This is a genomic window from Leucobacter faecis, from assembly GCF_054456695.2.
On sequence record NZ_JBTJER020000005.1, the window covers coordinates 200,289 to 221,589 of the forward strand.

The following is a 21,301-nucleotide window of genomic DNA, read 5'->3' on the forward strand; positions in this document are numbered from 1 at the left end:
CCTGAAAAGCATTGGACACTATTGAGTTGTGCACAACTAAATATTCTTAAGCCGTGCCCTCACCGCTGCGCACCGGCGGCCTCAGATCAATCATCGCTGCAGCGGCGCCGTCGACGCCGCGTCGTTCCAGCATCTCGACCATGTCCTCTTGCCGGGGCTGGCCAAGTGTGAGTCGGTACAGGGTGAGGGCAGACCGCAGTCTGTCGTAGCGTTCGATGTCGCGGCTCAACGGATACTGCACCAGGGTCCGTTGAATCTGCGCGCGGCCCGGGTATACCCACCAGGGCGAAAACTCCCCTGCCTCGGTCACCTCAAGCGTGGCCGCTTCAAACGCTGCCCGCCACGCACAAGGATCCTCGGAGGAAAGCACCTCAGCCCAGTGAGCTTCAGCGACGTTCTTGCGCACGGCGTGACCGCCGTATCGATTCACTCGCCCCTCCCTCTGCTCAAAGTCCACGGGGTTACTCGGTAAGTTCCAGTGCACTACCGAGTGGCTCCACCAGTGAAAATCGATGCCTTCTTGCCCCACGCTCGTCGATGCCAGCACAAACGGCGCAAAGGGGCTATTGAAGGCGGCGCGTACCGCTGACTGCCTCGCCACGTCCGCATCGCCCTCGCTGCGCGACTGGTCTCCGCCGCCATAGCGCACCGCAAACCGCGCATTCATCGAGATCCGTTCGCGTCCAATCGTGGCCTCGTGCGCGTGATATGTCGCCGGGCGCATACCGAGCGCCGCCGCCACCTGCGCCGCAATATCGCCCAGCATCTTGTCGGTCAACGGCTGCTGCCCGGTCTCGCACCACAACTGGAACACATACTCATCAAGCACCGCGCGCAGGTTACCATCGGCGCAATAGTCGAGCACGCGGCTCCAATAGGGCGCGTTGTTGCCCTGCTCACGAGCAAGCAGGTCGAGCAGCTCTCTGCTCTCGGGCCTGTTAAACAGGGCTCGCACGCCCTCAGCGATCGTGAACGCGGCCCGCCAGATTCCCTGCGGCGTGCACTCCTCGCTCGCTAGCGCGGCCAGCGAGCGGTAGGCGACGCTACCCGGCGAGAACGCGACGATTCGCGCAAGGTCTGGGTGTGTCAGGCCGCGCGCGCCGGATCCCTCTGCCCCCATCGTCTGCGCGTGCTGCTCGGCTGCGGCGATGTTGGCCCGCAGCCCCACTGTGCCGCGGGGTTGCGCCGCCAGGTCAGAAGCCTCACGATCGTCGGCTTTGGTGGCGCGCTGCGTCGCTTCTTCACGGTCGACAGCGAACGCGGCGTCGGTGCCGTCGGGGTCAAACGCCCCGGCGTTACCGAAAAACGCTTCCCAAGCGTGCTGCGTGGCGGCCCCCTGCGGCAGCCGCTTAGCAACTTCTTCGGCGAGCGCTGTGCTTTCAAGGAGCCCACTGGCAGCGCGCACGTCGGCGAGTTGATCGGCCGCGGCGAGCAGCCGGGGGTGTGGCCAAAAAAGCGCAAGAGTCGACAAACTAGCGGCCTGGTTTTCAGCCTGTCGATAGGTCAGCAGCTGGGCGCGAGACTCCCGGTCAGCAGCTCCTACGCCCTGCTCTCCAATATCGCGCATGCGTCGCTCGGCTTCGTGGCTCATGATTGCCGCGATTGCGGTAGGGGCGGCCGACCAGGCTGAGAACAGCACCTGCTTGGTGACCCCTGCGTCAGCAAACGGCGCATACACGTACCCCGGCTTCAGGTACGGCATCGACGGGGGAAGCCATAAGAGTCGCCACCACCCTGCGTCAACGGTGTGATCCATCAGTGCACGTAACGGCCCTCCGCCCACGTCGATCTGGGCCCGCCGTTCGACGGTATCGCGGGTGATGGCTCCGGTGCGCTCGATCGCTCGAGCAACACGTTTGGCTTGGGCTCCGGTTGCTGCCTGGTCGACCATGCGCGCGATCTTGTAGTGCTCCATGAAGTTGGCGAAGTGCGGTACCGATTTCCAGTACTCCAGATTCACGGGGCTGCCCACTTCATGGCCGAGATCGCTCAGCGCTACCCAGCGTTCCAGGTCCTTCGCCGTCGGCACTGGCACTTCAAGTCGCTGCACTTTCACTAGGTCGGCGCCGTCCATGGTATTCGGGCGTTCAGAGCGCGACATGATCGGGCTGAGGCACCGGCGCACCGTATCGGCCGCCGCATCCGCGTCGCCACCTGCTACCAAGATGTCGCGGTACCGCTGCAGCGCATGCTGCACGTCCTGTACCTGCGCAGCGTCACCGTCGCACAAAAAGTTTACGATTGCGAGAAAGTCTTCATAATGGTTTGCGTCGCTATCGTCTGCTTGTGTGAAGGGCTCGTAGGGTGTCGCCGAGAGCAACAGCACTTTTACACCCCGCGAGCGAAACAGAGCCTCTACGAGTTCGGCCGCATCGCCTCCCTGTTGCGGGTCAAGGAGCGCTTTAAAGCGCTGAAACTCGTCGAGGATTATGAGGTCTGCTTCGAGAGACACGACGCTTGCGAGAGCGAGGTGCGCGCGCAGCTTGGCGATCAATCTGACAACCTGCCAGTAGAGGTCATCGGGTAAGCGCTCAGTTCTCGCTTCGGGCTGTGTGGCCTGGCTATGAGTCAAGAATTCGGCGACGCGGTCACGCAACCGTGCACACTCGGCGAGGCTGCCGCTCGAGCGCGCTTCGGCGGCAAACCCGTCTCGTATGCCGGGGTCGATCGGCCCCGCTAAGCGAGCGGCAACGTTGTCAACGTAGTGGCGTGAAAATCGCTGCACCGATTCGACATGGCCCCGCAGCATCACACGTATCGCGTGCTGCTGCGCCTCATCATGCTGCAGTAGGTCATCGAGCAGCAGTACGAGCAGTGCACGTTCATCACCGCTGCCCTGATTCGACGATGCGACAGAGAATGATGTGCCCGGCGTAAACGACACGAGGTTGATGGGCTTGCCTGAGGGTGATGCCGAAGGCTTCGATAGTCGGCTCGATTCGAGCGCGAGCAGCGACAGCCTGGTCGCCATAGCGACTTCTTCTTGACCCGTGACGTTGAGCCGTTTGAGGTTTTGACCGGCGAGGTCGCGGTTGCTGCAGATGTAGACCACGTCAATGCGGCTCACACTGTCGTCCTGCTCGAGCGCGGTGATGGCTTCTGCGACGATGCCGCGTGCGATGACACTCTTGCCGAGACCCGTCTCATCGGCAATCAAGAATCTGCCGGCATGGCGGGCCGAGGCAGGCCCGTAGAACTGGTCAATAACGTGGGCCACGGCATCGCGTTGAAAGCTGCGCAGCCCGTTCAACACGTCTTCACGGTTTACCGCGCTCATCGCTTCTGGCCTCTCTGCCCGTGCCCACTGCGTGCGTTCCACACACTCTGCCAGAGCTCTGCAAAACCCGGCGGCAGGTCCATTTCTGTGTCACTGTTGGCAGCCAGCTCCGTATAAATGCGGTGTACGACCTCGAGCCCGTCGTCCCCCCGCGCAAGGGATGTGAGCATCGCTTCGAAGAGGCCGCGGCTGAGCCCAGCGGTCGACCAGCTCCCGTTTCCTCCGCCACCCACTCCAGCCCGCAGGTCAAACCGGAGCCCGTCGGGGTCAAGCAGCAGTGCAAGCAGCCGTAAGAATTCATCGCCGCTACGAATCCCCTGCGCCAAGATGGCGTCACGGCGCGCTGTGATGTCATCGTGCAGGGTGGCCAGCACGATCGTCGTTGCCGAAACTTCTTCTCCCTCGGCACGCTGCTTCAAGGTGATTTTCAAGAACGGAGACACCTGGGTGAGCGTGAGATGGTCGAGTGTAGCTGCTGCTTGTTCGCTCGCCCCGATAGGTGTGCCCGATCCACTCCCTGCGCCAGAGTGCAGGCCCCATGACACGTCAATCCCGTCGGATTCGAGCTTCGAGAGGAGCTTAGCGGCGGGCGCATCACACCACACGCGCATCGCATACGCTTCACCAGCGACCACTCGCGCGTGAAACCGCTGCCCGGCGAGCCCCCTGAGCTTTGCTTCGAGCCGGTGCCTGGCGGCGTCTGCCACCGTTTCTTCCACTCCGCCGACCGAAGTGTGTTGTTCGAGCATGGGCTCGAGTTCCTTCAGCACACTCGCGGGGGCGAAATCGCGGGAGTGCCCTGTGAGCTCAAGCATCACTTCGACGTTTCTGCGCAGCCCGCCGCCCGTGACGTTCGCTGACCCAATAAGTGCGCGTGACTGACTGCTGTATCGGCGGTGCTTGTAGAAGATCGCTTTGGCGTGTAGCCCCGTCAGAGTTTCGGGTGCTTCATCGTCGACTTCGCTCAATTGCGCATCGAGCACGTAGGTCGGCAGGTCGCTCCCTGTAACCGTGCCTGGTAGGCGGTCGAGCGCTTCGACCCGTGAGATCACGGCCGTCTTGCGCGAAACCTGGCTGCGCACGAGATTCAACCCTTCCTCCGACAAAAAAGGTGAGATCACGAGGGCCTCAGCTGCATCGTATGAGAGCATTTCGGCGATCTGTGTTTCAGGGGTGACCAAGCCGGCTTCCACATCGCTGTCGCTATCCTCCGCCCCGAACTGCTCGTGTGCGGCGCCCGAGAGCACATGGAATGTGAGGTCCGTCACCCCAGGCGGCAGCTCCCATTCCACACGCAGGAGCCGTTCTCCCAGCCCACGAAGGTTCGCGACCCGGGCGTCATCGAGCGTGTCTGCGCCCAACGCACACAGTCCGTGAAGAAGCCGCCGCAGTGGCAGATTGCGTGCGCGCGCCGTCTCGGCCGCGGCCTCACTGGTCACTGCCCCATCGATCCGGATCGAAAGATCCCAGCTGCGGTCTTCAGTCAGATTGCGGCTCAAGCACAGCAGTCGATACCGGCGGTCGTCGCCCGCGGCGTACTCGAGCAGCCAGACTTTGGGGTGGAAGATGCCGCCGCCCGGGTGCACAGTGTGCAGCATCGGTTCGAGCAGCGTGACGAGGTCGGTGCGTACTCCTGGGCGAATCTCGCCGGCCTGCGTGAAGATCGTGATGCGGTCGGTGAAGCGGGTGAGCGCGGCGATGATGCCGAGGTCGTCATGGCCAGCGAGGTTCTTCGACGCGAACGCGAGCGGCACCGCCAGCGCCGTGGCCAGGTCGAGCGTAAACGTTGTGCCGACCGCTTGGACAAGCTCATAGCCGCGCGGAGGCTGCAGGCTATCGGTGAGAAGCGACCTGTTTTGTGGTTCAAACATGCGCCAGCCCGTCTGCGATGTCGGTGAGGATCGTGCGCACATACGACCAGCGGTATACGTAGCGGCCCGCGCCTGAGCTGCCACCCCACGTTTCGAGTCGCGGCCTATTGTCGATGCGTGCCATGGGGCCTTTGTTACGGCGTTCGCGCGTGCGCACTAACTCGCGCGCCGCGGCATGAGACGCAATTTCGTGCGCGTTAGCAGTCGCGAGGGTCTGCACCCATTCGCGCACAAACCGTTCGGTGGACGCTCCCACTGGTGACCCACCTCGCGTGCGGGTGATGAGGGTGAAGAAACTGTTCAGGCTCCAGGGCTGCTCGCGTGTCACATTTTCGTACTGCTCTGCCCAGTCGCTCAGACGTGCAGCGAATTTCTCACGTGCGCCCGCCTGACGCGTGAGCCCGTGGGCCTCATAGCTCTCTGCAATCAGCAGGTTGTACAGCAGTTGCGCACCGTGCATGGTCTCTGAAAACAGTCGCGCATGGTGCAGGGCGTGCTGAGCGTCTCCCGCCGCGGTGCTCGTGGCGAGGTCTTCCCAGGGTGCGCCGCTGTCTTTGGTGAGCTGTTGCCTTTCGAGATGCGACACCAGGTGCGCCAGCATTGAGCCCGGGGCACTCGCGATGAAGCGTTCGCGCAGCCAGGCTGCCTCGTCTGCTGTGAGCTGCATGCCTCCGATGGCCTGCGCAGGGAAGCCCTCTGGGGCAGGGGGCATCTCTGGTCGCCAAGCACGGAGGGTGAGTGACCTGTGCTCGGGATCGTCTTGTTGCAGTCTTGTCCCCTCGGTGCTGATCGCCTGACCCCTATTGAGTTTGGGGTCGGTCAATATGCCGTAGGAGCCTAGCGCAGACCAGTAGATAGTGGACGGCATCGTCTTGAGCGCGGCACCTGCCTCGGCGCCAATGATGCCGCGAGCGCGCGCGTCAAAAGACTTGAGGGCGCCAATGAGCTCGATTTCTTTCGCCTGCGCTTGCACGAGCGACCCTCGCTCCTGTGACACCTGCTGAAAGATCCACGGGATAAACAGGAGGTATCGTGCGCGGGTGTGCAGCGTTGAAGTGCCTGGAAAGAGCGCGTCAGCCAGCGCGTCGCGCACTTGCCCAAGCCCGAGCTCTTCAAGACTTTCTTTGCTGGTGAAGAGCCCCAAGATTTCGCGTATGCGCCGTTGCTCGACGCTAGAGCTATCGAGCCAAGTAATCGACGACGCCATTCATGTCTCGCTTCTGAGGTGGGTGGGTACTTGGGTTAGTCGTCGCCGACTTCAAGGTCGTTGATGGTCTGCCGCTCTAGTCCGAGTTCTGTGGCGATGTGATCGAGAAACTTCGTCGAGGTCAAGAACCATTCGGTGCCACCGCGACGAGTGCGCGCACCGTGATGGTCTGCCATGCGAAGCCACTCGTGAAACTTTCGTTCAGTCTCACCTGATGCCGGTGACGGGTAAATGCGCAACAGGATTGGGTCCTCTGGCAGCGCGGTTAAACGCCCCTGCGACCCCGCCCTGTGCAGCACGTCACGCGATGAGTGCCCGACCTTAAGATACGTCTTACCGGTCTCGGCATCGACTGGATACTTGAGGTAGTGCGGCAACGTGTAGACATAGATGCCTGAAGTTCCAACTGACTCCGCCTCAGTCGTAGCCTTCGCCGTTGCGGTGTCTTCTGCTTCTGCTGCGAGCCGGTCTTCTGCCCGTAGTGTCAACTGCTCTTCGAGCAAGGCCCAATCAGCACGCAACTCTTGAGAAAGATCATCGCGCTTAAGCAGGGTACGCAATCGGCGCGCAGCTTGCAGCGCGAGCGTCGGGCCTGACGGCAGGGTTCCGTCCACCAGCGCTTTGATAGTCACGCCGTTGTTGTAACCGTAGTTTACGGTTTTAGCGCCGACCATCTCTGCTTGTTCTTCCCGAGTGAGGCCGTCTCGGTCGCCTCGGAAGGTGTCGCCCAGGCGGCTCTGGTCTGTGAGTAGAACCGCCTCGGCCTCAGCAGCTCTGTCGTAGACGAACTCGTCGTCGTGCAAGATTTCTCCTCGGTTCATCGTTCAAATCACGCATCTCATGTGCCTCAAGCTCAAGCAGTTATGGATTCTTTAGGGGCCTATTTGGAAATCACAAAGCCTCAAACCCAAAACTCCTAGAACCAAAAATCGCAGGTCAGGACAAATTGGATCGCTTCATTCGGCGGTTCATTCAACGTCAGTTTTGGGTACTCGCCATCGTGCACCACGCTTTTCACCCATAACTTCGATGACGGATTGGCCACCGAGTATTCGTTCGCTACTGGGCCGTTGATTGTGCCGACGTCGGCGTGCAAGGCAGAGAAAGAGACAGCCATGTCTCTATCTTGGCGCACTTTGCGGCGCCGTATCTATCAGAGCGGGGCCGCTCGCCGACCGATGTACAACTCGCGGTCATGCAGCACGCTCACGACGCTGGTATCCCAGTGAGGTAGCCCATCGTCATACTGCGCGATTCTCGCGTAGATCAGTTTCATGTCGCCGCGCGTCTCGACCATTCCAAGCCTTGCGGCATCTCGAAGAATGCCGAGCGTCGACGTCACCTTTAACCCATGCTGCCGGGCAAGCCGCTGGCCGCCGCCATCGTCGACCAGCACGATCACGGCTTTGCCGATGCGCGCCATTTTGAGAGCGTGCGCCACCACCATCGTCTCACCCAGGTCTTTTGACGTGAGTGCACGTTGCATGACGGTTTGCTTTGATACTGACACCGTCGCCGCCACTAACGCTTTATCTCGCACATCATCGATGAGAAGCTTCACTAGCCCGTTGCTGACAAGCGCTTCAAACACGTGCCAGTGTCTGCTGTGAAACCGGGCGGTGCCTGCATGTGATCCGTGCGGCTGGTGAGACTTGCGCTGTACCTCATCTGCAACCGACTGCGGTGCACACATGAAGGCAGATTTTGCCGATATGACGTCCAACAGCAGCTGTTGATACCCCGCCGCAATGAAATTCAAAGCTGGCCCGGCATCAATGATCACTGCCCGCGGATCAGTCACCATTCATCTCCGAATGACACCTCGCTGTGGGGATCGGCCGCAGTCGGCGGCACAATCCCTTCGCCCACGAGTTCGCGCTCGAACTCGTCGACATCGTTGACGCCGTGTACGCGGGCCAGCTGTCTGAGCGAGAGCTGCCCCAGTAGGTACGCCTCGATCGCGTTCGTCGTGATGCGCTGCGGCGCTTGCTCGCGCAACGCGTCTACGACGAGTGATTCTCGCTCAGCAGCCCAGCCAAATCGGCGTGCATACCAGCTCGCAGGTTTTGCTTTTACCGCGTCAAACTCCTCAACGGTAAGCACTCCAATGTCACGTAGCTGAATCGCCGCAACATAGGGCGAGACACCAAAGTGGCGCACAATCGCAGACATTTTGGCGAACACCGTCAACTCGTCTGGAATTTTCTCAACGAGGCGGCGCACCCCCTGCTGCGGTGCAAGTAAGTGGCGCGCAAACGAGTCCGCCCGTTGTTCTGCAGCATCACGGTGCAAGCCGTTGGCTACCTCGTCACGAAATTCACCAAACAGAACGTGCCCGAGTTCGTGCGCTGTCGTGAACCTCTGCCGCTCTGGCGACCTGCTCGTACCCACCCCGATCAGCACGCGACCGCTTTCTGGGTCACGGCGCATCACCGCGTCAAGATCGCCCGGCATCGTCATCACTGCAACATCGATACCGAGCAGCCCTTCGATCAGTTCTTGCACGTCACGAATGGGCGACATCCCAAGGTCGTTATCGTGGCGAAACGTCGCGGCCTTTTGCTGCCCTTCGAGTTCAGCGTTCATGCGCCCTCACCCCTACCGATGGGTTCCGATGCCTGCCGCGCGCAGGTCGTTGTCGAGCTCAAACCAAAAGTCGAGGCGTTCTACTGCTCGGGCAACATCGGCATTGGGGTGCTCAGCGCGCGCGGCGGTTTGCAGGCGATCACGAAATTCGCTGTGTCCGAGAACGGTGCTCAGCAGCACTCCAAGCGCGTGTGCAATGCCCACGAGCTCGGCGAGCGTCGGATCTTTCTTGCCCGTTTCGATGCGGTTCCAGGTCGACTGCGATAGCCCCGACTGCGCTGCCGCAGCACGCTGATCGAGCCCCAGCTCGGCACGGAGTCGAGTGATGCGATTGGGCATAGATTCCATGACCCCTCCTTAACTGAATCAGAATAGCATTATTTGATTCAGGCGGTAAGTGGGCAGCAGCCACGAGCGATCCGGATCACGCCGCGCGCTCAGACTGCGTGCGTGCGCGGGCTCTTTCGCAACGCCCTCAGCACGCACCCCGATCATTGCCGCGACCTCGGCGTTATCTGTGCGGCGGATGGCGTCGGTGGCGGTCACCTGGCGCGGTTGATCGAGCCCCTCGAAGGCTTCATAATTTGTCACGTTGTCGCGATGCTCGTTGGCGCGCGCCGTCTGCCTAGATCAGGTTCGCGAGCGCGGTCAGCGTGAGGTACAGAGAAACAAACCCCATCGCGAACCAGGTGCCAGGTCCAATCCCCCGTCTCAGCCGCCTCCCTTGTATTGCTACTCGTGCACCTGACGACCCGGCGATTACTCCTTCTGTAAACGGTTGCACCGTTCGTTGCAGAAGCAGTCGCTCGTCACGCCAGCGTTCCCACTGAGCCAGCTTGTCGGTGAGTGCGGTGAGGGCTGTCGCGAGCTCGGCCCAGACTGCGGGGTCTACCGTCACGAGATCACGCCGCGAACGCAGTATGAGCAGATTGCCGACGAGCTCGATATCGAAGCTGCGCGCCCCGTCGATGAGTCGCGCCATGATGTCTGGTGTGAAGAGGTAGAGCGCGTCGCGTTCATAACCCCGAGGGCAGAAGAGCGCGAAGTGGTCATCGAAATCGCCCTCAAGCGACAACCGTTGGTTCCCCGCCGGGGCCGTAAACGCTGCGAATGAGGGCGTCAGATGATCCTGGCTGAACAGCATGACGTGCGGCAGTTCGGTACTAAGCTCGATCACGCATTTGCCGCTGAAGTGAGTCGTTCGGGCGAGCGCTACCCCTTGACGGTGCTCGAGGTTGCTGATTCTCAGCCGAGTGGCAACCTCGACTGCATGAACGGTCTGCATGATGTTTGTTTCAATTGCACCGTCATTCAGCACGCAGGGTCCCGGATCAAAACCGAAACCGTTGTCTGCTGCGAAGCGCGAGAGCCGCAGATAATCTTCGCCGTACGGCACTCTGGTGCGTGTGCGCACCAGAAACCAGATGAACACTGCGCCGGCGAACATGAAGAGCAACAGAACCGCGCTCATCCCGAGCAGCTGGGCCGCCGCGTCCTCTGCCCCCTCACTCGCAATTTCCACGATGCCGGTGAGAAACGCGAGCATCCCGATAGCAAAAGCAATGACGCCTACGGTCATCACGACCCTGCGCCCCAGAATATCGGAACGGCTAACTCGCGGAAACTGAGCAATAAACTGCCTCAGAAATGCACGCACCTCGCGTTTTGAAATCCGAGCAGTGAGGGCTGCGATCTTGAACGATATTTGCCCACGACTCAGTGCTGGAGTCGCTGCTGACGCACCCGGCCTCGCTCCAATCACCCGGTCAATGCCTTCCCAGGCGCGGGCAAGCGCATAGCGCTTCGGGCCGACCCATCGCTCCACCGCCATCGCTAGCCCCGCACCAAGCCCGGCCGCTGGTAAGAACATGAGCGCAGCATACGGAATCTCTGTCGTGCGCATCATCATCCAGAAGAAAACGGTGATGGCAAGCGGCACCGTGGTCGAAAGCACGCGCTGCGCTGCGACACCGCGACCACGTTTTCGGTGGAAGCGATAGCCGATCCACACCCCCACGGTGAACGCAAAAATGGTGAAGCTGAGCCGGGCAGGGCCCGCGTACACGAACCCAACGACAACCAAGGCAGCAAGCAACAGATCGGTACAAATGGCGGGCAGGCTTCGTACTCTAAACCACAGGTCACCGCGTAGAATCAACTGGTTGGGGGCTGTTGGCGCACCTTTCGTGGTTTCTCGACTCACGTGCATCGGCTGATGCGCGCCGAAGCGCCCGCCCCGTTCCGCCGCAGCCTGCTTTTCCCTCGCGGTTTTGCGCCTGTAAGCGTGCCACAGCACCAAGCCAGCTACCAGCGCTGCAAAGAATAAGTAGAGGAGCCCCGTGGCGAGGCTGCACTTCTCGAAGCTGCCGCTAGCCCCGCCCCCTATTTGGTTCTGCGCCGCAGCCCACGCTAGGAGCAGCACGCCAATAGCTGCGAGAACTACCGACTCGAATAGTGATCTAATCAGCGGCACAACTCATTAGCCTAGCGTGCCCCGAAACCCGGCGCGTTGAGTGTGCCACACGCCGGAGGTGTTTGAGCGTCATGCTCGTCACCGCTGAATGGTGTTTCTTGTTGCCTGCACACGAGCAAGACTCCAAACCCAAGGCCTATCTATTAATCGGCCCGAAACCCCCAACAACTTCCGCAGCCTCCCGACCCCCTACCGCAGCTAGCGACGATCGTGCGTCAGCTTCCGGTCGTCTTTTCTGGGGGCTGTTCATCAGTGTCGCTGTCATTGTTCTATTGGCTGTGTTCTTAGAGTTTTCAAACGGCGAAGGCAACAACAGCAACAGCAACAACAACAGCAACAGCAACAGCAACAGCAACCAGAACACATCATCGAGTTCAGAGCCTCCGGCAGAAATTGACCTCCTCCCTCCTGAGCCCGCTTTTAGCCAGCCCAGCGTCCCCGCCCCGACTCACCGTTACGGCGCCTCCGGAGGTGGGGGCGAAGGCTGTCTAACTGTCACTGTGCCCTCTGGTGACCGTAGCTACTATGTGAAACTAAAGAGCGGCCCAACAACGGTCTGGGATGCCTACCTTGCACCCGGCACCAGTGAATCCTTTGGGGTGCCTATTGGCACCTACGACCTCACTTACGGTGCTGGTTCTGAATGGTATGGGTGGACCTACGCGTTCGGCCCCGAGGGCGCCTACACCGAGACTCGTGAAACGTTCACGCTTGACTATGAAAGCTGCTGGACCGTCGAGCTGATCTTGCAAGTAGGTGGAAACCTAAGTTCGTCTGACATGGATTACGCAAACTTCTGACGGCTCGACAGCAGTAGGCAATTGCTGCGAGTCGCTGGGCTCCCGCAGCATGACGGGAGCGGGCGCGCACGGCTACCGGGCACGGTAAAGGCTTAGCAGGTCGCTGACACCGCCCGAGGCGAAGGCGGCGGCCTGGCGCGCGGCGGGGCTGCCGCTGCGCTTGATCCGGCGCAGATACCGGGCGACGCGGCCGCGGTCGCCGAAGCGGTCGAGCTCGTCTTCGACCGTCGCGATCATGCGACCGACCAGGTCGAATGCGGGCATCGTTTCTGCCGTGAGCGGGTCGGTGAGATCGGTCGCGAGCCCGTTGCGGGCCGCGAGCCACGTAGCGCCGTCGACGAGACCCGGCACATAGCGCGGTCGCGGCTGCCCTGCCTCGCCCTCGCGCAGCGCGTGCTCGACGAGCGCCCGCACGATCACCGCGTAAGCGACGGCTTCGCCCGCCTCGAGCTGTGCGTCTGCGATGCGCAGCTCGAGCGTCGGGTACCGGTGCGAGAGCCGGGCCATCCAGGTGACGTGCCCCTCGTCGATGATGATTCCGGTGTTGATGAGGCCGGCGACCGCGCGCGCATACTCTGCCCCGTCCCTGAAGCTGGGCGGGTAACCCGCGGTCGCCCAGGCGAGCTCTTGCACGTAACGCCAGCTGGCGAATCCCGTGGCCTCCCCGCACCACAGCGGCGAGTTAGCCGTGAGCGCAAGCAGCGCCGGCGCCCAGCGCGCCAGGCGGGCGAGCACGTCGACGCCCGCGTCACGCGAGGGCACCGCGACGTGCACGTGTGTGCCGATCGCGTAGTGGTGGCCAGCGACGCCCCGCATCTCGTCGCGCAGCCGCTGGTACCTCGACTTGGGCGTGACGGTGCAGGTGGTTTCACCGCCCAGCGGCGGCAGCCCGCAGCTGGCGAGCACCACCCCGCAGCTTTCGGCGACCCCTGCGTAGGCCGTACGAAACCCGCGGAGCGCGTCTTCTGCCTCGGCCGCGGTGCGGCAGATGGGGGTGGAGACTTCGAGCTCGCTCGACAAAAACTCGCGCTCGGGCAGCCGGTGCGTCTTGGGGGCCGCGAGAATCACCTCTGCTGCACAGTTCACCGGGGTGAGGGTGCGCGCGTCGAGCAGCAGAAATTCTTCTTCGATACCGAAGGTGCGATTGTGTTCGTGCGAGGGTTCGTCGCCGCTGCTGCGGTGCGCGGTGGTCATCGCGTTCTCCCTTCTAGCAGGTGACGCGCCGCGTGTGCGGACTACCTCGAGGCGTCGGCAGCACCGCATGTGCAGCAACAGCACCTGCTGGCACGAGAGTACGCACGATCGTACGTCACGTGAAAGGGGTTGACAGTAGTTGACTCCGTTTCGTACCGCCCTCAAGGTATCTATTCGCGCTGCACACCCCTCAAGTAGACTGGCGCGGTGGAGCACATACAAGAACCAGTCACAGGCGAAACCGTGCTTAATGTATCAAAACTCGCTCGTGTGATCTATTCGTCAGGCAAGGTGCTCGACGGGCTACAGACTGGCCGGCTCGACACTGAAAACTTTCTACGCACGGGGTCACTCGAGGGCATTTCTTCGCGCGCTGATCTCGCACTGCTTGAAGATCTACGCGATGCGGCGACCTTCATCCTTGCACCTGACGACACGCAATTCGATGCGCGCTATGTGTGCAGCATCAATGCCACCATCACCCGAAGCGGGCCACTTCATCCCGGCGAGCTTCGCACCGCGCATCAACAGATCGGTGTGCGCACGCGCTACGGGCGACACGAACCTCCCGCGCTTGACCTCGCTGGCTTGCAGCTCACAATCGATGCGGCCCTTGAACGGAGCGATACCGTCGAAGCCGCGCTCTGGCTTTTCGTCTTGCTCGCAAAGGCTCAAGCCTTTGAAGATGGAAACAAACGCACTGCGATCTTTGCTGCCAACCGGCTGCTGATCACGGCCGAAACCAATATGCTGCTCACGATTCCACTCGATGATGAAGACCCTGCGGTAAGCGACAGGTTTAATGACCTCATGGCACGCGCATATATTTTTGATGAGCATACCGCGATCATCGAGTACTTGCGCTCGTACGGATTAGTGGGCATCAACCAATAGACCGCGTGAAGCGTCCACACGGAGGCAGCTACGCCCGCGACGACGTTCACGTCTCAGTGACGAGACGGCATCGAAATGACGAGCCGGTATGGAAAGTACGCATTTTCGATACCGTCTCGTCATTTCGATGCCGACTCGTGCAAGCACGGGCCCGGCACCGCACAGCCTGGCACCGCACAGGCCCGGCACCGCGCAGCTACGCCCGCGCCCTCACCCGCAGCCGCCACAAGCTCGTCACCTCACGCGAGCGCGCGGCGTGCAGCACATCGCTGGTGTCGCGCGCGCGACCGTGGGTCGGCACCGTGTCGAGCCTCTCCACAACAGTGAGCCCCGCCTGCTCGATCGCTTCGAGCAGCATCGCTCGGGTGCGCAGCCCGAGCAGCTCGGCAAGGTCCGAGATGATCAGCCACCCCTCGCCGTCTTCGGTCAGATGCGTCGGCAGCCCGTTCAAGAACTGCAGCAGCATCTTGCTACCAGGGTCATAGATCGCGGCGTCGAGGGTGGTCGCGGCGCTGCCCGGCAGCCACGGCGGATTACACACGATGAGCTGCGCCCGCCCTTCTGGAAACATGCTCGTACACTCAGCCGAGGCCACCGCAGAAATGCCGAGCCGCGCAAAGTTGTCATTCGCGCAATCTACGGCCCGCTGATGCAGGTCGGTTCCCACCACCTGCTGCACCCCCCGCTGCGCAAGCACCGCGGCGAGCACGCCGGTGCCGGTACCAATATCGAACGCGCGCAGGGCGCCCTCAGCGAGCGGTGCCTGCGCGACCAGGTCAACGTACTCGTGCCGCGTCGGCAAGAACGTGCCGTAGTGCGGGTGAATCTTCGCGCCCAAGCTCGGCACATCGACGCCGCTCACAAACCACTGGTACGCACCCTGCACGCCCGTAAGCTCTTGCAGGCTCACAACGGCTCGGCGCGCCACTTGGTTGCCAGTGCCGTCTGCTGGCTTCGATCCGGATCCCGGCCAGTCGCCGTACCCAAACTTGATCGCGGGCCCGATCTTTGGCGCACGCGGGAGCGGGATCTCGGCGAGGCCACTTTCGGCATCCACTTCGAGCGGCACCAAGACGAGTGACATGATGCGTGAGCGGCCAGCACGCGCCTGCCGGATCCGGTAGAACTCTTCGGCGTCGCTGAGAGTATCGGCAGGCGCATCGCCGCGCGCGCTCGCTTGATCTCGAGCACCGCGCGCGGGCCGATTCTTACCGCGTGCGGTCTTCTTGCCAGCTGACACCCGGCGGTCGATCGCGCTCAGAATTTGCTTGGCCCCGTGAAAGTCGCCGAGCCACAGCATTGCCGTGCCCTGTGCGGCATGCTTGATCGCCTGGTCGGCGGTGAGCCGATCGTCTACCGCCACCACGCGCTTAGGCGCTGGCCGGTCGTTTGCAGAGAGCCACACGGCCGAGTGGCTTGTACCGTCACCCTGCCAGGTCACCGAGGGGACGGCGGCGGGCTGGCCGGCTGCTGGCTGATCCGGAGCGATAAGAGATCGACCTCGTTCGATAGCGGCCCGGGCCAGCCCGCGCCTCAAATGAGAGGCACGAGCGGGCCGCCGGGCCATGGCGTGCATAGGGTCACAGTCTACAAGCGCCGGGTTACAAGGATGGCTGGCCCTCGCGCCGGCCGCCGCGCTGGGCGGCCGCGCCTGCGAGCACCACGATCGCGATGCCCACGAGCTGCAGCACCGATGGTGACTGAGCGAGCACGAGGATGCCCATGATGACGCCAAACGCCGGCTCGATCGACAGTAGCGTGCCAAACGCGGTGTGTGTCATGCGGCGTAGTGCGAGCATCTCGAGCCCAAACGAGACGACCGGTGAAATCAGCGCGATTCCCGCCGCGAGCAGCAGCACCCACAGCTCGGGGTTACCGTTCAGCACCTGCGGCAGTCCCAAGACTGCGGTGAACACCGCGGCGATTGGAATCGTGAGCGCGAGCCCGCTGATACCCGCGTAACGGTCGCCAACAAACTGCGTGAACACGTTGTAGAGGCCCCAGCAGACACCGGCGAGCAGCGCGAACACGACACCCAAAATATCGACCGCCCCGTGCCAGGGCTCGGTGAGCAGCACCACTCCGACGAGCGCGAGGGCTGGCCAGGCGTAGGCGCTGCGCTTCTTGTTGGTGATCGCGGCGACGGCCAAGGGGCCGAGAAACTCGATCGCGACGGCGGTGCCGAGCGGAATTCGGGCGACCGCCATCAAGAAGAACGTGGTCATGAACCCGGTGACGAGCCCCAGCACGAGCAGGGCGGGAATATCTTTGACCCGAATCGACCGCAGCTTGGGGCGCACGATGAGCAGCAGCAATACGGACCCAAAGCACATGCGCAGCCACGCGGTGCCCGCGGGGCCCACCTGTTCAATGACGGTGACCGAGAGCGCGTTTGACAGCTGAATCAGCAGCATCGCCGCGACCGCGATCGACCATGGTGGAATCCCCGCGCCGCTGGGCTTCGATGTCAACCGGTTCATGCGTGTGCTCCGTTCTGCAGGTGGTGTGCGCGTCCCATCGCGGGCTCAAACACCGAGAGTAAGAAGTGCAGGGTGCCGTCGTGATTATTGGCGTACTCGTGGTCAACGTCGCCCCTAAAACTGAGGGAGTCGCCTTCCGTAAGCTGATGGGTTTCGCCGTCGACCGTGACGGTGAGTGTGCCGCGCTGCACTTGCAGCACCTCGCGGGTGCCGTCGGTGTGCGGCTCGCTCGCACGGCTATCGCCCGGTTCAAACGTCCAGTCCCACAGCTCGATCACGTCTGGCGGGGCGGTGCCGGCGAGCAGCACGCCGCGACCGCCGTGCTCCCCCAACCACAGTGTGGCGCCGTCACCGCTGCGGGTCACTTGCGAGGCACTTTCGGCGGGCGGTTCGACGAGCGCTGGCAGCCCCACGCCAAGCGCACTTGCGATACGCAGCAGGCTGCCCACGCTGGGGTTTACGGTGCCCTGTTCGACGCTGACAAGCATGCGGCGGCTCACTCCCGCCGCGGCGGCGAGGTGTTCGAGGGTCCAGTCGTGCCGTTTACGTTCGTCTCTCACCCGCGACCCGATGGCTCGGGCCAGTTCGGCTGCATGTTCATCCACCTGTGCAGCATACTGCACTTTATGTGCACTACTTTGCACTTACGCAAATGACCTAACCACAGATCAAACCAACCCAATCAAACTCGACTCAGTCGAGCGCTGGCGGCGGCGGAAACTGCTCGTGCTCTCGCGTCTCGTCACTGGCCGCATCGGCCACCACGTGATGCCGCAAGTAGTCGCGCAGGTACGGAAAGGAGATCGTCACCCGCCCTCGCCCAGCGGCCTCGATCAATCCGGCGGTAAGGAGCCGATCCCGATACACGCCGGCGTACCCTGAGTCCACACCTCCCATGCGCCTGCGCAGGTCCTCAAGTCGGCTTGGTCCGTCATCGTGTGCCATGGCGGCGAGAAAACTTCGGTCGATACCCGACAGGCCAGACAACGCCGGTTCGTGGATAAAGGCCCCCATTGAGCGCCGGGCCATGCGGTGCCCTTGTCGCGCGTCGGCGAGCGAAATCTCTTGCAATTGATGGTTCTCACGCCAGGCAATGTCACCAATTGACTGCACAAGAAACGGGTACCCCTGCGACGCAAGCGTCATATGCTCGAGTGCTTCTGCTGACACTGTGCGCCCCCGCGACATGATGGGTTCGCGAAACGCTTCACGTGCTTCCTCATACGACAGCATGCCGATAGCCACATTGGCACAACGCCGTAGAAACGTCGCGCTGCTCTTCGAAAGCAAATCGCGTATTTCGCCCTGCACCCCGGCCCCCACAAACGCCACCTCGGCGTCTTCTCTTACAAGGTGCTGGTACTCGCCAGCAAACACGGTGAAGTCTGACACTGACGCAGAGCTCACTTCGTCGATACTAAACAAAACCCCGCCCGCTCCTCCTAGCCGCTCGAGAATCTCAGAGAGCATTCCGCGAAAGGTTGGGGCTTCTTCGCGCCCATCGGGGTATTGAATTGACACACTGCCCAGGTGCGCGACAGAGATGTCAGTGACCCGAAACCCCCGCCCTGGGCGCAGCCTGTTGAGCGCTTCAGGTAAATGCACGCCAACGATGCGTTCAAAGAATCCCTTTGAAGCGGTCTCGGAGATCACGAGCCAACCCGCCTCGCGCGCCAGGTCTTCGGCGTGGTTGAGCATCACGGTCTTTCCCACGCCCCGCAATCCGGTCATGAGGATCCCGCGCTCCTGCGGCCACTGCCCAATCTCGAGCCCAAAGCTCAACTGTTCAAGCGCGCGATCGCGCCCCGCCAGGAAGGGTGGGTTCTTGCCAAACCCCGGACGAAATGGGCTGTCCATTCTCTGCTCGTCGTCTCCCACGTTACTCATACCCCAAGAATACCCCTTTATAGTCTTTATAGTCTTTATAGTCGTCGTGACCTTTTATAGTCTTTATAGTTCGCGGTACTTTTATAGTCTTTATAGTTCATGCCATGAACGTGGCCTCTCCCCCGTCAACCCCGTTGTGCACGCGCCGCGCTGGTGAGACACTCGCGGTAGGCCCGATGCTGCTGTCGGGCCGTTGGGACGGTTCATCATGGGACTCATCTACATCGATCTCTTCACCACGCTCGACGGTGTCGCTCAGGCTCCCGGCGGGCCAAACGAAGATACCGATCAAGACTTCAAGTACGGCGGCTGGCAAGCACCCCTCATCGACGACCTCGTCGGCGAGCAGGTTGACGCGGGCATGGCCAAGATGGATGCCCTGTTGCTCGGACGCCGCACCTACGACATCTTTGCTGGCTACTGGCCCACCGCCGAGGAGGGACCGATCACCGAGAAGCTTAACCGGCTGCCCAAATACGTCGCGTCGCGCCAGCCGCGCACGCTCGAGTGGCACAACTCGCGGCAGCTCGGCCCCAACACGGAGGCCGAAATACGCAAGCTGCGCGACCAGCACAACCACATTCACGTGATCGGCAGCCTCGACCTCGTGCAGACCCTCATTGCGCACAAGCTGTTCGATATTCTCACCCTCTGGGTGTACCCCATTGTGCTCGGCCACGGCAAGAAAGTGTTCGCGCACGGGGCGATGCCTACCAGCCTGCGCCTCACGCAGCCCGCCGTCACCTCCCCCAACGGTGCCGTGATGCTGCGCTACATGCGCTCCCTCGAAGCCCCTCACGTGGGCGACATGGCAGCACAGCACTAACGCCCGGTCATGTTAGCGTCGCACCATGATCTGCGAGCTCGAATTCACCCCGCGGCCACCGTTCGACGCCCGGGGCGTATTTGAGTTTCTCGCGGCGCGAGCGGTCACGGGCGTCGAATACGCGACCGTCAAACACGCGACCGCCGAACACGACACCGCCCACGGAACGACCTACACCTACGCGCGTACCCTGCGCGGGCCGAGCGGCCCCGCGGCGATCGCACTGCGCTACACCGAGCAGCACGCCGCACCGCGCGCGGAGGCCGCCCCGGTGACCCTGCACGCCACGGTCCATGCCGCAGACCAGCACGACGTCGACACGGTCGCGGCCAGCATCGCCGCCCTCTTCGACCTCGACGCTCACGCGCCGAGCATCGATGCCGCGCTCGCGAACGATCCGGCACTCGCCCCGCTCGTGCACGCGCGCCCAGGCACTCGCGTGCCGGGCGCGCTCGACCCCGCCGAGCTCATCATCAGGGCGATCATAGGCCAGCAGATCACGGTCGCCGCGGCCCGCGGCCACCTCGCGCGCTTGGCGCAGCGTGCCGGATCCCCCGCGCCCACCGCCCCCGGCATCGCGCCGGGGCTCACGACCCTGTTTCCGGCCCCCGCGCAGATCGTCGCGGCCGTGCCGCACATCGGGCCGGCAGACGAGCTCGACCCCGAGCGGCCGCTGAGGCTTCCTAGGCGGCAGAGCAATGCAGTGCGGGCGGCGGCGGTCGCGCTCGCGGCGGGCGAGTTCGACCTCGAGGGTGCTGCGGGCGCTGGCACGCTGACGAAGCAGCTCGCCGCGTTGCCCGGGGTGGGGCCGTGGACCGCCGCGTATGTCGCGATGCGCGTGCAGCGCGACCCCGATGCGTGGCTCATCGGAGATGTCGCCCTCGTAGCGGGAGCGCGGGCGCTCGGTGCGCTGCCCCAGACGCGCGTGGGCAGCAGGCAGGCCGAGCATCGCGCGCTCGCGGCCCGCGCCGTAGAGTGGGCACCCTGGCGTTCATACGCGTCGATGCACCTGTGGCGGGCGGCGGCGGCCCAACCCGCGGCCCAACCCGCGGCGCAACCTACACCGCAGTCGAAGGAGTCAGAAGATGTCACAAGATAGCCCCGCCGTCTGCGTGACGCTCGAGACTCCCGACGGGCCGTTCACACTCATCGCGGGAGCACTGGGCGTGCTCGCATCGGGCTGGACCGATGACACCAATTACCTGCTGCCGCTCATTCACGAGTCACTGCGCCCCGCCGAGAGCGACGTGCAAGAGCTCGACCCCACTGGCGATGCCGGTGCCGCTACTGGTGCTGGTGCCGCTGCTGGTGCTGCTGCTGACCCTGCTGCGGGCTCCGGTTCTTCTGCGAGCTCCGGTTCTTCTGCGGGCTCCGGATCGGCCGAGCGGATCGCGCGCGAGGCTGCGGCAGCGGTAGACGCATACTACGCGGGCGACGTCGCGGCGCCGGGCACTGTGCCTGTCGTGCAGGAGTCTGGCCCGTACCGCGAGCGTGCGTGGGAGGTGTTGCGCGACGTCGCACCCGGCGAGGTGCTCACCTACGCCGAGTATGCGGCCCGCACCGGAAACCCCGACGCCGCGCGCGCTGCGGCGAGCGCGTGCGCGAAGAACGCAGCGGCGCTGTTTGTTCCGTGCCATCGGGTGATGCGCTCAGACGGAACGCTGGGCGGGTTCAGGTATGGGTTACCGGTGAAGGAGCGGTTGCTTGCGCGTGAGGCCGCGGCAGCTTCAGGCGGCGGCACCGAAGAGCGCGGCGGCAATCGTTCGAGGTCAGTACCGCTATTTTGATGGAGCGGCGGCGGGTGCT

General features: G+C 62.9%; 20 protein-coding genes. 5 read left to right on the forward strand and 15 right to left on the reverse strand.

Features of this window, described 5'->3' with window-relative positions:
- Window positions 1-46: 46 nt before the first annotated feature.
- The 10 genes from ACXR2W_RS07630 to ACXR2W_RS07675 form a co-directional block, all read right to left on the reverse strand.
- Window positions 47-3,277, reverse strand: coding sequence for a helicase-related protein (locus ACXR2W_RS07630; RefSeq protein ID WP_458813834.1), 3,231 nt, complete (start codon window positions 3,275-3,277; stop codon window positions 47-49).
- On the reverse strand, window positions 3,274-5,148 hold the full coding sequence (locus tag ACXR2W_RS07635) for a phospholipase D family protein (RefSeq protein ID WP_458813836.1): 1,875 nt from the start codon (window positions 5,146-5,148) through the stop codon (window positions 3,274-3,276). Before ACXR2W_RS07635 ends, ACXR2W_RS07630 begins: the two co-directional genes overlap by 4 nt.
- The gene (locus tag ACXR2W_RS07640) at window positions 5,141-6,355 is read right to left on the reverse strand and encodes a DUF6361 family protein (RefSeq protein WP_458813838.1); all 1,215 of its coding nucleotides are present in this window, start codon (window positions 6,353-6,355) and stop codon (window positions 5,141-5,143) included. Before ACXR2W_RS07640 ends, ACXR2W_RS07635 begins: the two co-directional genes overlap by 8 nt.
- A gap of 35 nt (window positions 6,356-6,390) precedes the next feature.
- Window positions 6,391-7,176, reverse strand: coding sequence for a GIY-YIG nuclease family protein (locus ACXR2W_RS07645; RefSeq protein WP_458813840.1), 786 nt, complete (start codon window positions 7,174-7,176; stop codon window positions 6,391-6,393).
- Window positions 7,177-7,271: 95 nt separating this feature from the next.
- The gene (locus ACXR2W_RS07650; RefSeq protein ID WP_458813842.1) at window positions 7,272-7,472 is read right to left on the reverse strand and encodes a hypothetical protein; all 201 of its coding nucleotides are present in this window, start codon (window positions 7,470-7,472) and stop codon (window positions 7,272-7,274) included.
- Between the two features lie 36 nt (window positions 7,473-7,508).
- Window positions 7,509-8,138, reverse strand: a complete 630-nt coding sequence (locus tag ACXR2W_RS07655) for a PIN domain-containing protein (protein WP_458813844.1) — start codon at window positions 8,136-8,138, stop codon at window positions 7,509-7,511.
- 14 nt (window positions 8,139-8,152) lie between these two features.
- Window positions 8,153-8,941 carry an ImmA/IrrE family metallo-endopeptidase gene (locus ACXR2W_RS07660; RefSeq protein ID WP_458813846.1) on the reverse strand — a complete coding sequence of 263 codons (789 nt, stop codon included), beginning with the start codon at window positions 8,939-8,941 and terminating at the stop codon, window positions 8,153-8,155.
- Between the two features lie 12 nt (window positions 8,942-8,953).
- The gene (locus tag ACXR2W_RS07665; RefSeq protein ID WP_458813848.1) at window positions 8,954-9,289 is read right to left on the reverse strand and encodes a helix-turn-helix domain-containing protein; all 336 of its coding nucleotides are present in this window, start codon (window positions 9,287-9,289) and stop codon (window positions 8,954-8,956) included.
- Between the two features lie 18 nt (window positions 9,290-9,307).
- The gene (locus tag ACXR2W_RS07670) at window positions 9,308-9,532 is read right to left on the reverse strand and encodes a hypothetical protein (RefSeq protein WP_458813850.1); all 225 of its coding nucleotides are present in this window, start codon (window positions 9,530-9,532) and stop codon (window positions 9,308-9,310) included.
- 34 nt (window positions 9,533-9,566) lie between these two features.
- Window positions 9,567-11,144 carry a hypothetical protein gene (locus ACXR2W_RS07675; RefSeq protein ID WP_458813852.1) on the reverse strand — a complete coding sequence of 526 codons (1,578 nt, stop codon included), beginning with the start codon at window positions 11,142-11,144 and terminating at the stop codon, window positions 9,567-9,569.
- 332 nt (window positions 11,145-11,476) lie between these two features.
- On the opposite strand from ACXR2W_RS07675, the gene ACXR2W_RS07680 reads away from it, so the two are divergent.
- The gene (locus ACXR2W_RS07680; protein WP_458813854.1) at window positions 11,477-12,214 is read left to right on the forward strand and encodes a hypothetical protein; all 738 of its coding nucleotides are present in this window, start codon (window positions 11,477-11,479) and stop codon (window positions 12,212-12,214) included.
- Between the two features lie 72 nt (window positions 12,215-12,286).
- Here ACXR2W_RS07680 and ACXR2W_RS07685 read toward each other — a convergent pair whose 3' ends face one another.
- Window positions 12,287-13,408 carry a carboxylate-amine ligase gene (locus ACXR2W_RS07685; protein WP_458813856.1) on the reverse strand — a complete coding sequence of 374 codons (1,122 nt, stop codon included), beginning with the start codon at window positions 13,406-13,408 and terminating at the stop codon, window positions 12,287-12,289.
- Between the two features lie 270 nt (window positions 13,409-13,678).
- On the opposite strand from ACXR2W_RS07685, the gene ACXR2W_RS07690 reads away from it, so the two are divergent.
- Window positions 13,679-14,302 (forward strand): Fic family protein, encoded by a 624-nt coding sequence (locus ACXR2W_RS07690; protein WP_458813858.1) that lies wholly within the window; start codon window positions 13,679-13,681, stop codon window positions 14,300-14,302.
- A gap of 196 nt (window positions 14,303-14,498) precedes the next feature.
- On the opposite strand, the gene ACXR2W_RS07695 is transcribed toward ACXR2W_RS07690, so the two are convergent.
- The 4 genes from ACXR2W_RS07695 to ACXR2W_RS07710 all read right to left on the reverse strand — a co-directional run bounded on the left by ACXR2W_RS07695 (window position 14,499) and on the right by ACXR2W_RS07710 (window position 18,669).
- The gene (locus ACXR2W_RS07695) at window positions 14,499-15,878 is read right to left on the reverse strand and encodes a methyltransferase (RefSeq protein ID WP_458813860.1); all 1,380 of its coding nucleotides are present in this window, start codon (window positions 15,876-15,878) and stop codon (window positions 14,499-14,501) included.
- Window positions 15,879-15,903: 25 nt separating this feature from the next.
- On the reverse strand, window positions 15,904-16,782 hold the full coding sequence (locus ACXR2W_RS07700) for an EamA family transporter (protein ID WP_458813862.1): 879 nt from the start codon (window positions 16,780-16,782) through the stop codon (window positions 15,904-15,906).
- A complete protein-coding gene (locus ACXR2W_RS07705) occupies window positions 16,779-17,387 on the reverse strand; it encodes a helix-turn-helix domain-containing protein (RefSeq protein WP_458813864.1) in 609 nt (202 codons plus the stop codon). Before ACXR2W_RS07705 ends, ACXR2W_RS07700 begins: the two co-directional genes overlap by 4 nt.
- Window positions 17,388-17,475: 88 nt before the next feature.
- Window positions 17,476-18,669: an ATP-binding protein gene (locus ACXR2W_RS07710; protein ID WP_458813866.1), complete on the reverse strand. Its 1,194-nt coding sequence runs from the start codon at window positions 18,667-18,669 to the stop codon at window positions 17,476-17,478.
- Between the two features lie 208 nt (window positions 18,670-18,877).
- Between ACXR2W_RS07710 and ACXR2W_RS07715 the strand changes: the two genes are divergently transcribed.
- The 3 genes from ACXR2W_RS07715 to ACXR2W_RS07725 are packed head-to-tail and all read left to right on the forward strand — an operon-like array spanning window position 18,878 to window position 21,282.
- Complete coding sequence (locus ACXR2W_RS07715; RefSeq protein WP_458813868.1) at window positions 18,878-19,495, forward strand: dihydrofolate reductase family protein; 618 nt, start codon at window positions 18,878-18,880, stop codon at window positions 19,493-19,495.
- Between the two features lie 25 nt (window positions 19,496-19,520).
- Entirely contained in the window at window positions 19,521-20,594 is a 1,074-nt protein-coding gene (locus tag ACXR2W_RS07720) for a DNA-3-methyladenine glycosylase family protein (protein ID WP_458813871.1), read from the forward strand.
- On the forward strand, window positions 20,581-21,282 hold the full coding sequence (locus tag ACXR2W_RS07725) for a methylated-DNA--[protein]-cysteine S-methyltransferase (protein ID WP_458813873.1): 702 nt from the start codon (window positions 20,581-20,583) through the stop codon (window positions 21,280-21,282). The genes ACXR2W_RS07720 and ACXR2W_RS07725 overlap by 14 nt, the downstream gene beginning before the upstream one ends.
- The last annotated feature ends 19 nt before the right edge of the window (window positions 21,283-21,301 follow it).

Coding starts and splice junctions, on each gene's coding strand:
- ACXR2W_RS07700 (WP_458813862.1), bottom strand. CDS start 16,782: ATGAACCGGTTGACATCGAAGCCCAGCGGCGCGGGGATTCCACCATGG.
- ACXR2W_RS07715 (WP_458813868.1), top strand. CDS start 18,878: ATGGGACTCATCTACATCGATCTCTTCACCACGCTCGACGGTGTCGCT.
- ACXR2W_RS07710 (WP_458813866.1), bottom strand. CDS start 18,669: ATGAGTAACGTGGGAGACGACGAGCAGAGAATGGACAGCCCATTTCGT.
- ACXR2W_RS07645 (WP_458813840.1), bottom strand. CDS start 7,176: ATGAACCGAGGAGAAATCTTGCACGACGACGAGTTCGTCTACGACAGA.
- ACXR2W_RS07695 (WP_458813860.1), bottom strand. CDS start 15,878: ATGCACGCCATGGCCCGGCGGCCCGCTCGTGCCTCTCATTTGAGGCGC.
- ACXR2W_RS07660 (WP_458813846.1), bottom strand. CDS start 8,941: ATGAACGCTGAACTCGAAGGGCAGCAAAAGGCCGCGACGTTTCGCCAC.
- ACXR2W_RS07640 (WP_458813838.1), bottom strand. CDS start 6,355: ATGGCGTCGTCGATTACTTGGCTCGATAGCTCTAGCGTCGAGCAACGG.
- ACXR2W_RS07635 (WP_458813836.1), bottom strand. CDS start 5,148: ATGTTTGAACCACAAAACAGGTCGCTTCTCACCGATAGCCTGCAGCCT.
- ACXR2W_RS07665 (WP_458813848.1), bottom strand. CDS start 9,289: ATGGAATCTATGCCCAATCGCATCACTCGACTCCGTGCCGAGCTGGGG.
- ACXR2W_RS07720 (WP_458813871.1), top strand. CDS start 19,521: ATGATCTGCGAGCTCGAATTCACCCCGCGGCCACCGTTCGACGCCCGG.
- ACXR2W_RS07650 (WP_458813842.1), bottom strand. CDS start 7,472: ATGGCTGTCTCTTTCTCTGCCTTGCACGCCGACGTCGGCACAATCAAC.
- ACXR2W_RS07685 (WP_458813856.1), bottom strand. CDS start 13,408: ATGACCACCGCGCACCGCAGCAGCGGCGACGAACCCTCGCACGAACAC.
- ACXR2W_RS07725 (WP_458813873.1), top strand. CDS start 20,581: ATGTCACAAGATAGCCCCGCCGTCTGCGTGACGCTCGAGACTCCCGAC.
- ACXR2W_RS07630 (WP_458813834.1), bottom strand. CDS start 3,277: ATGAGCGCGGTAAACCGTGAAGACGTGTTGAACGGGCTGCGCAGCTTT.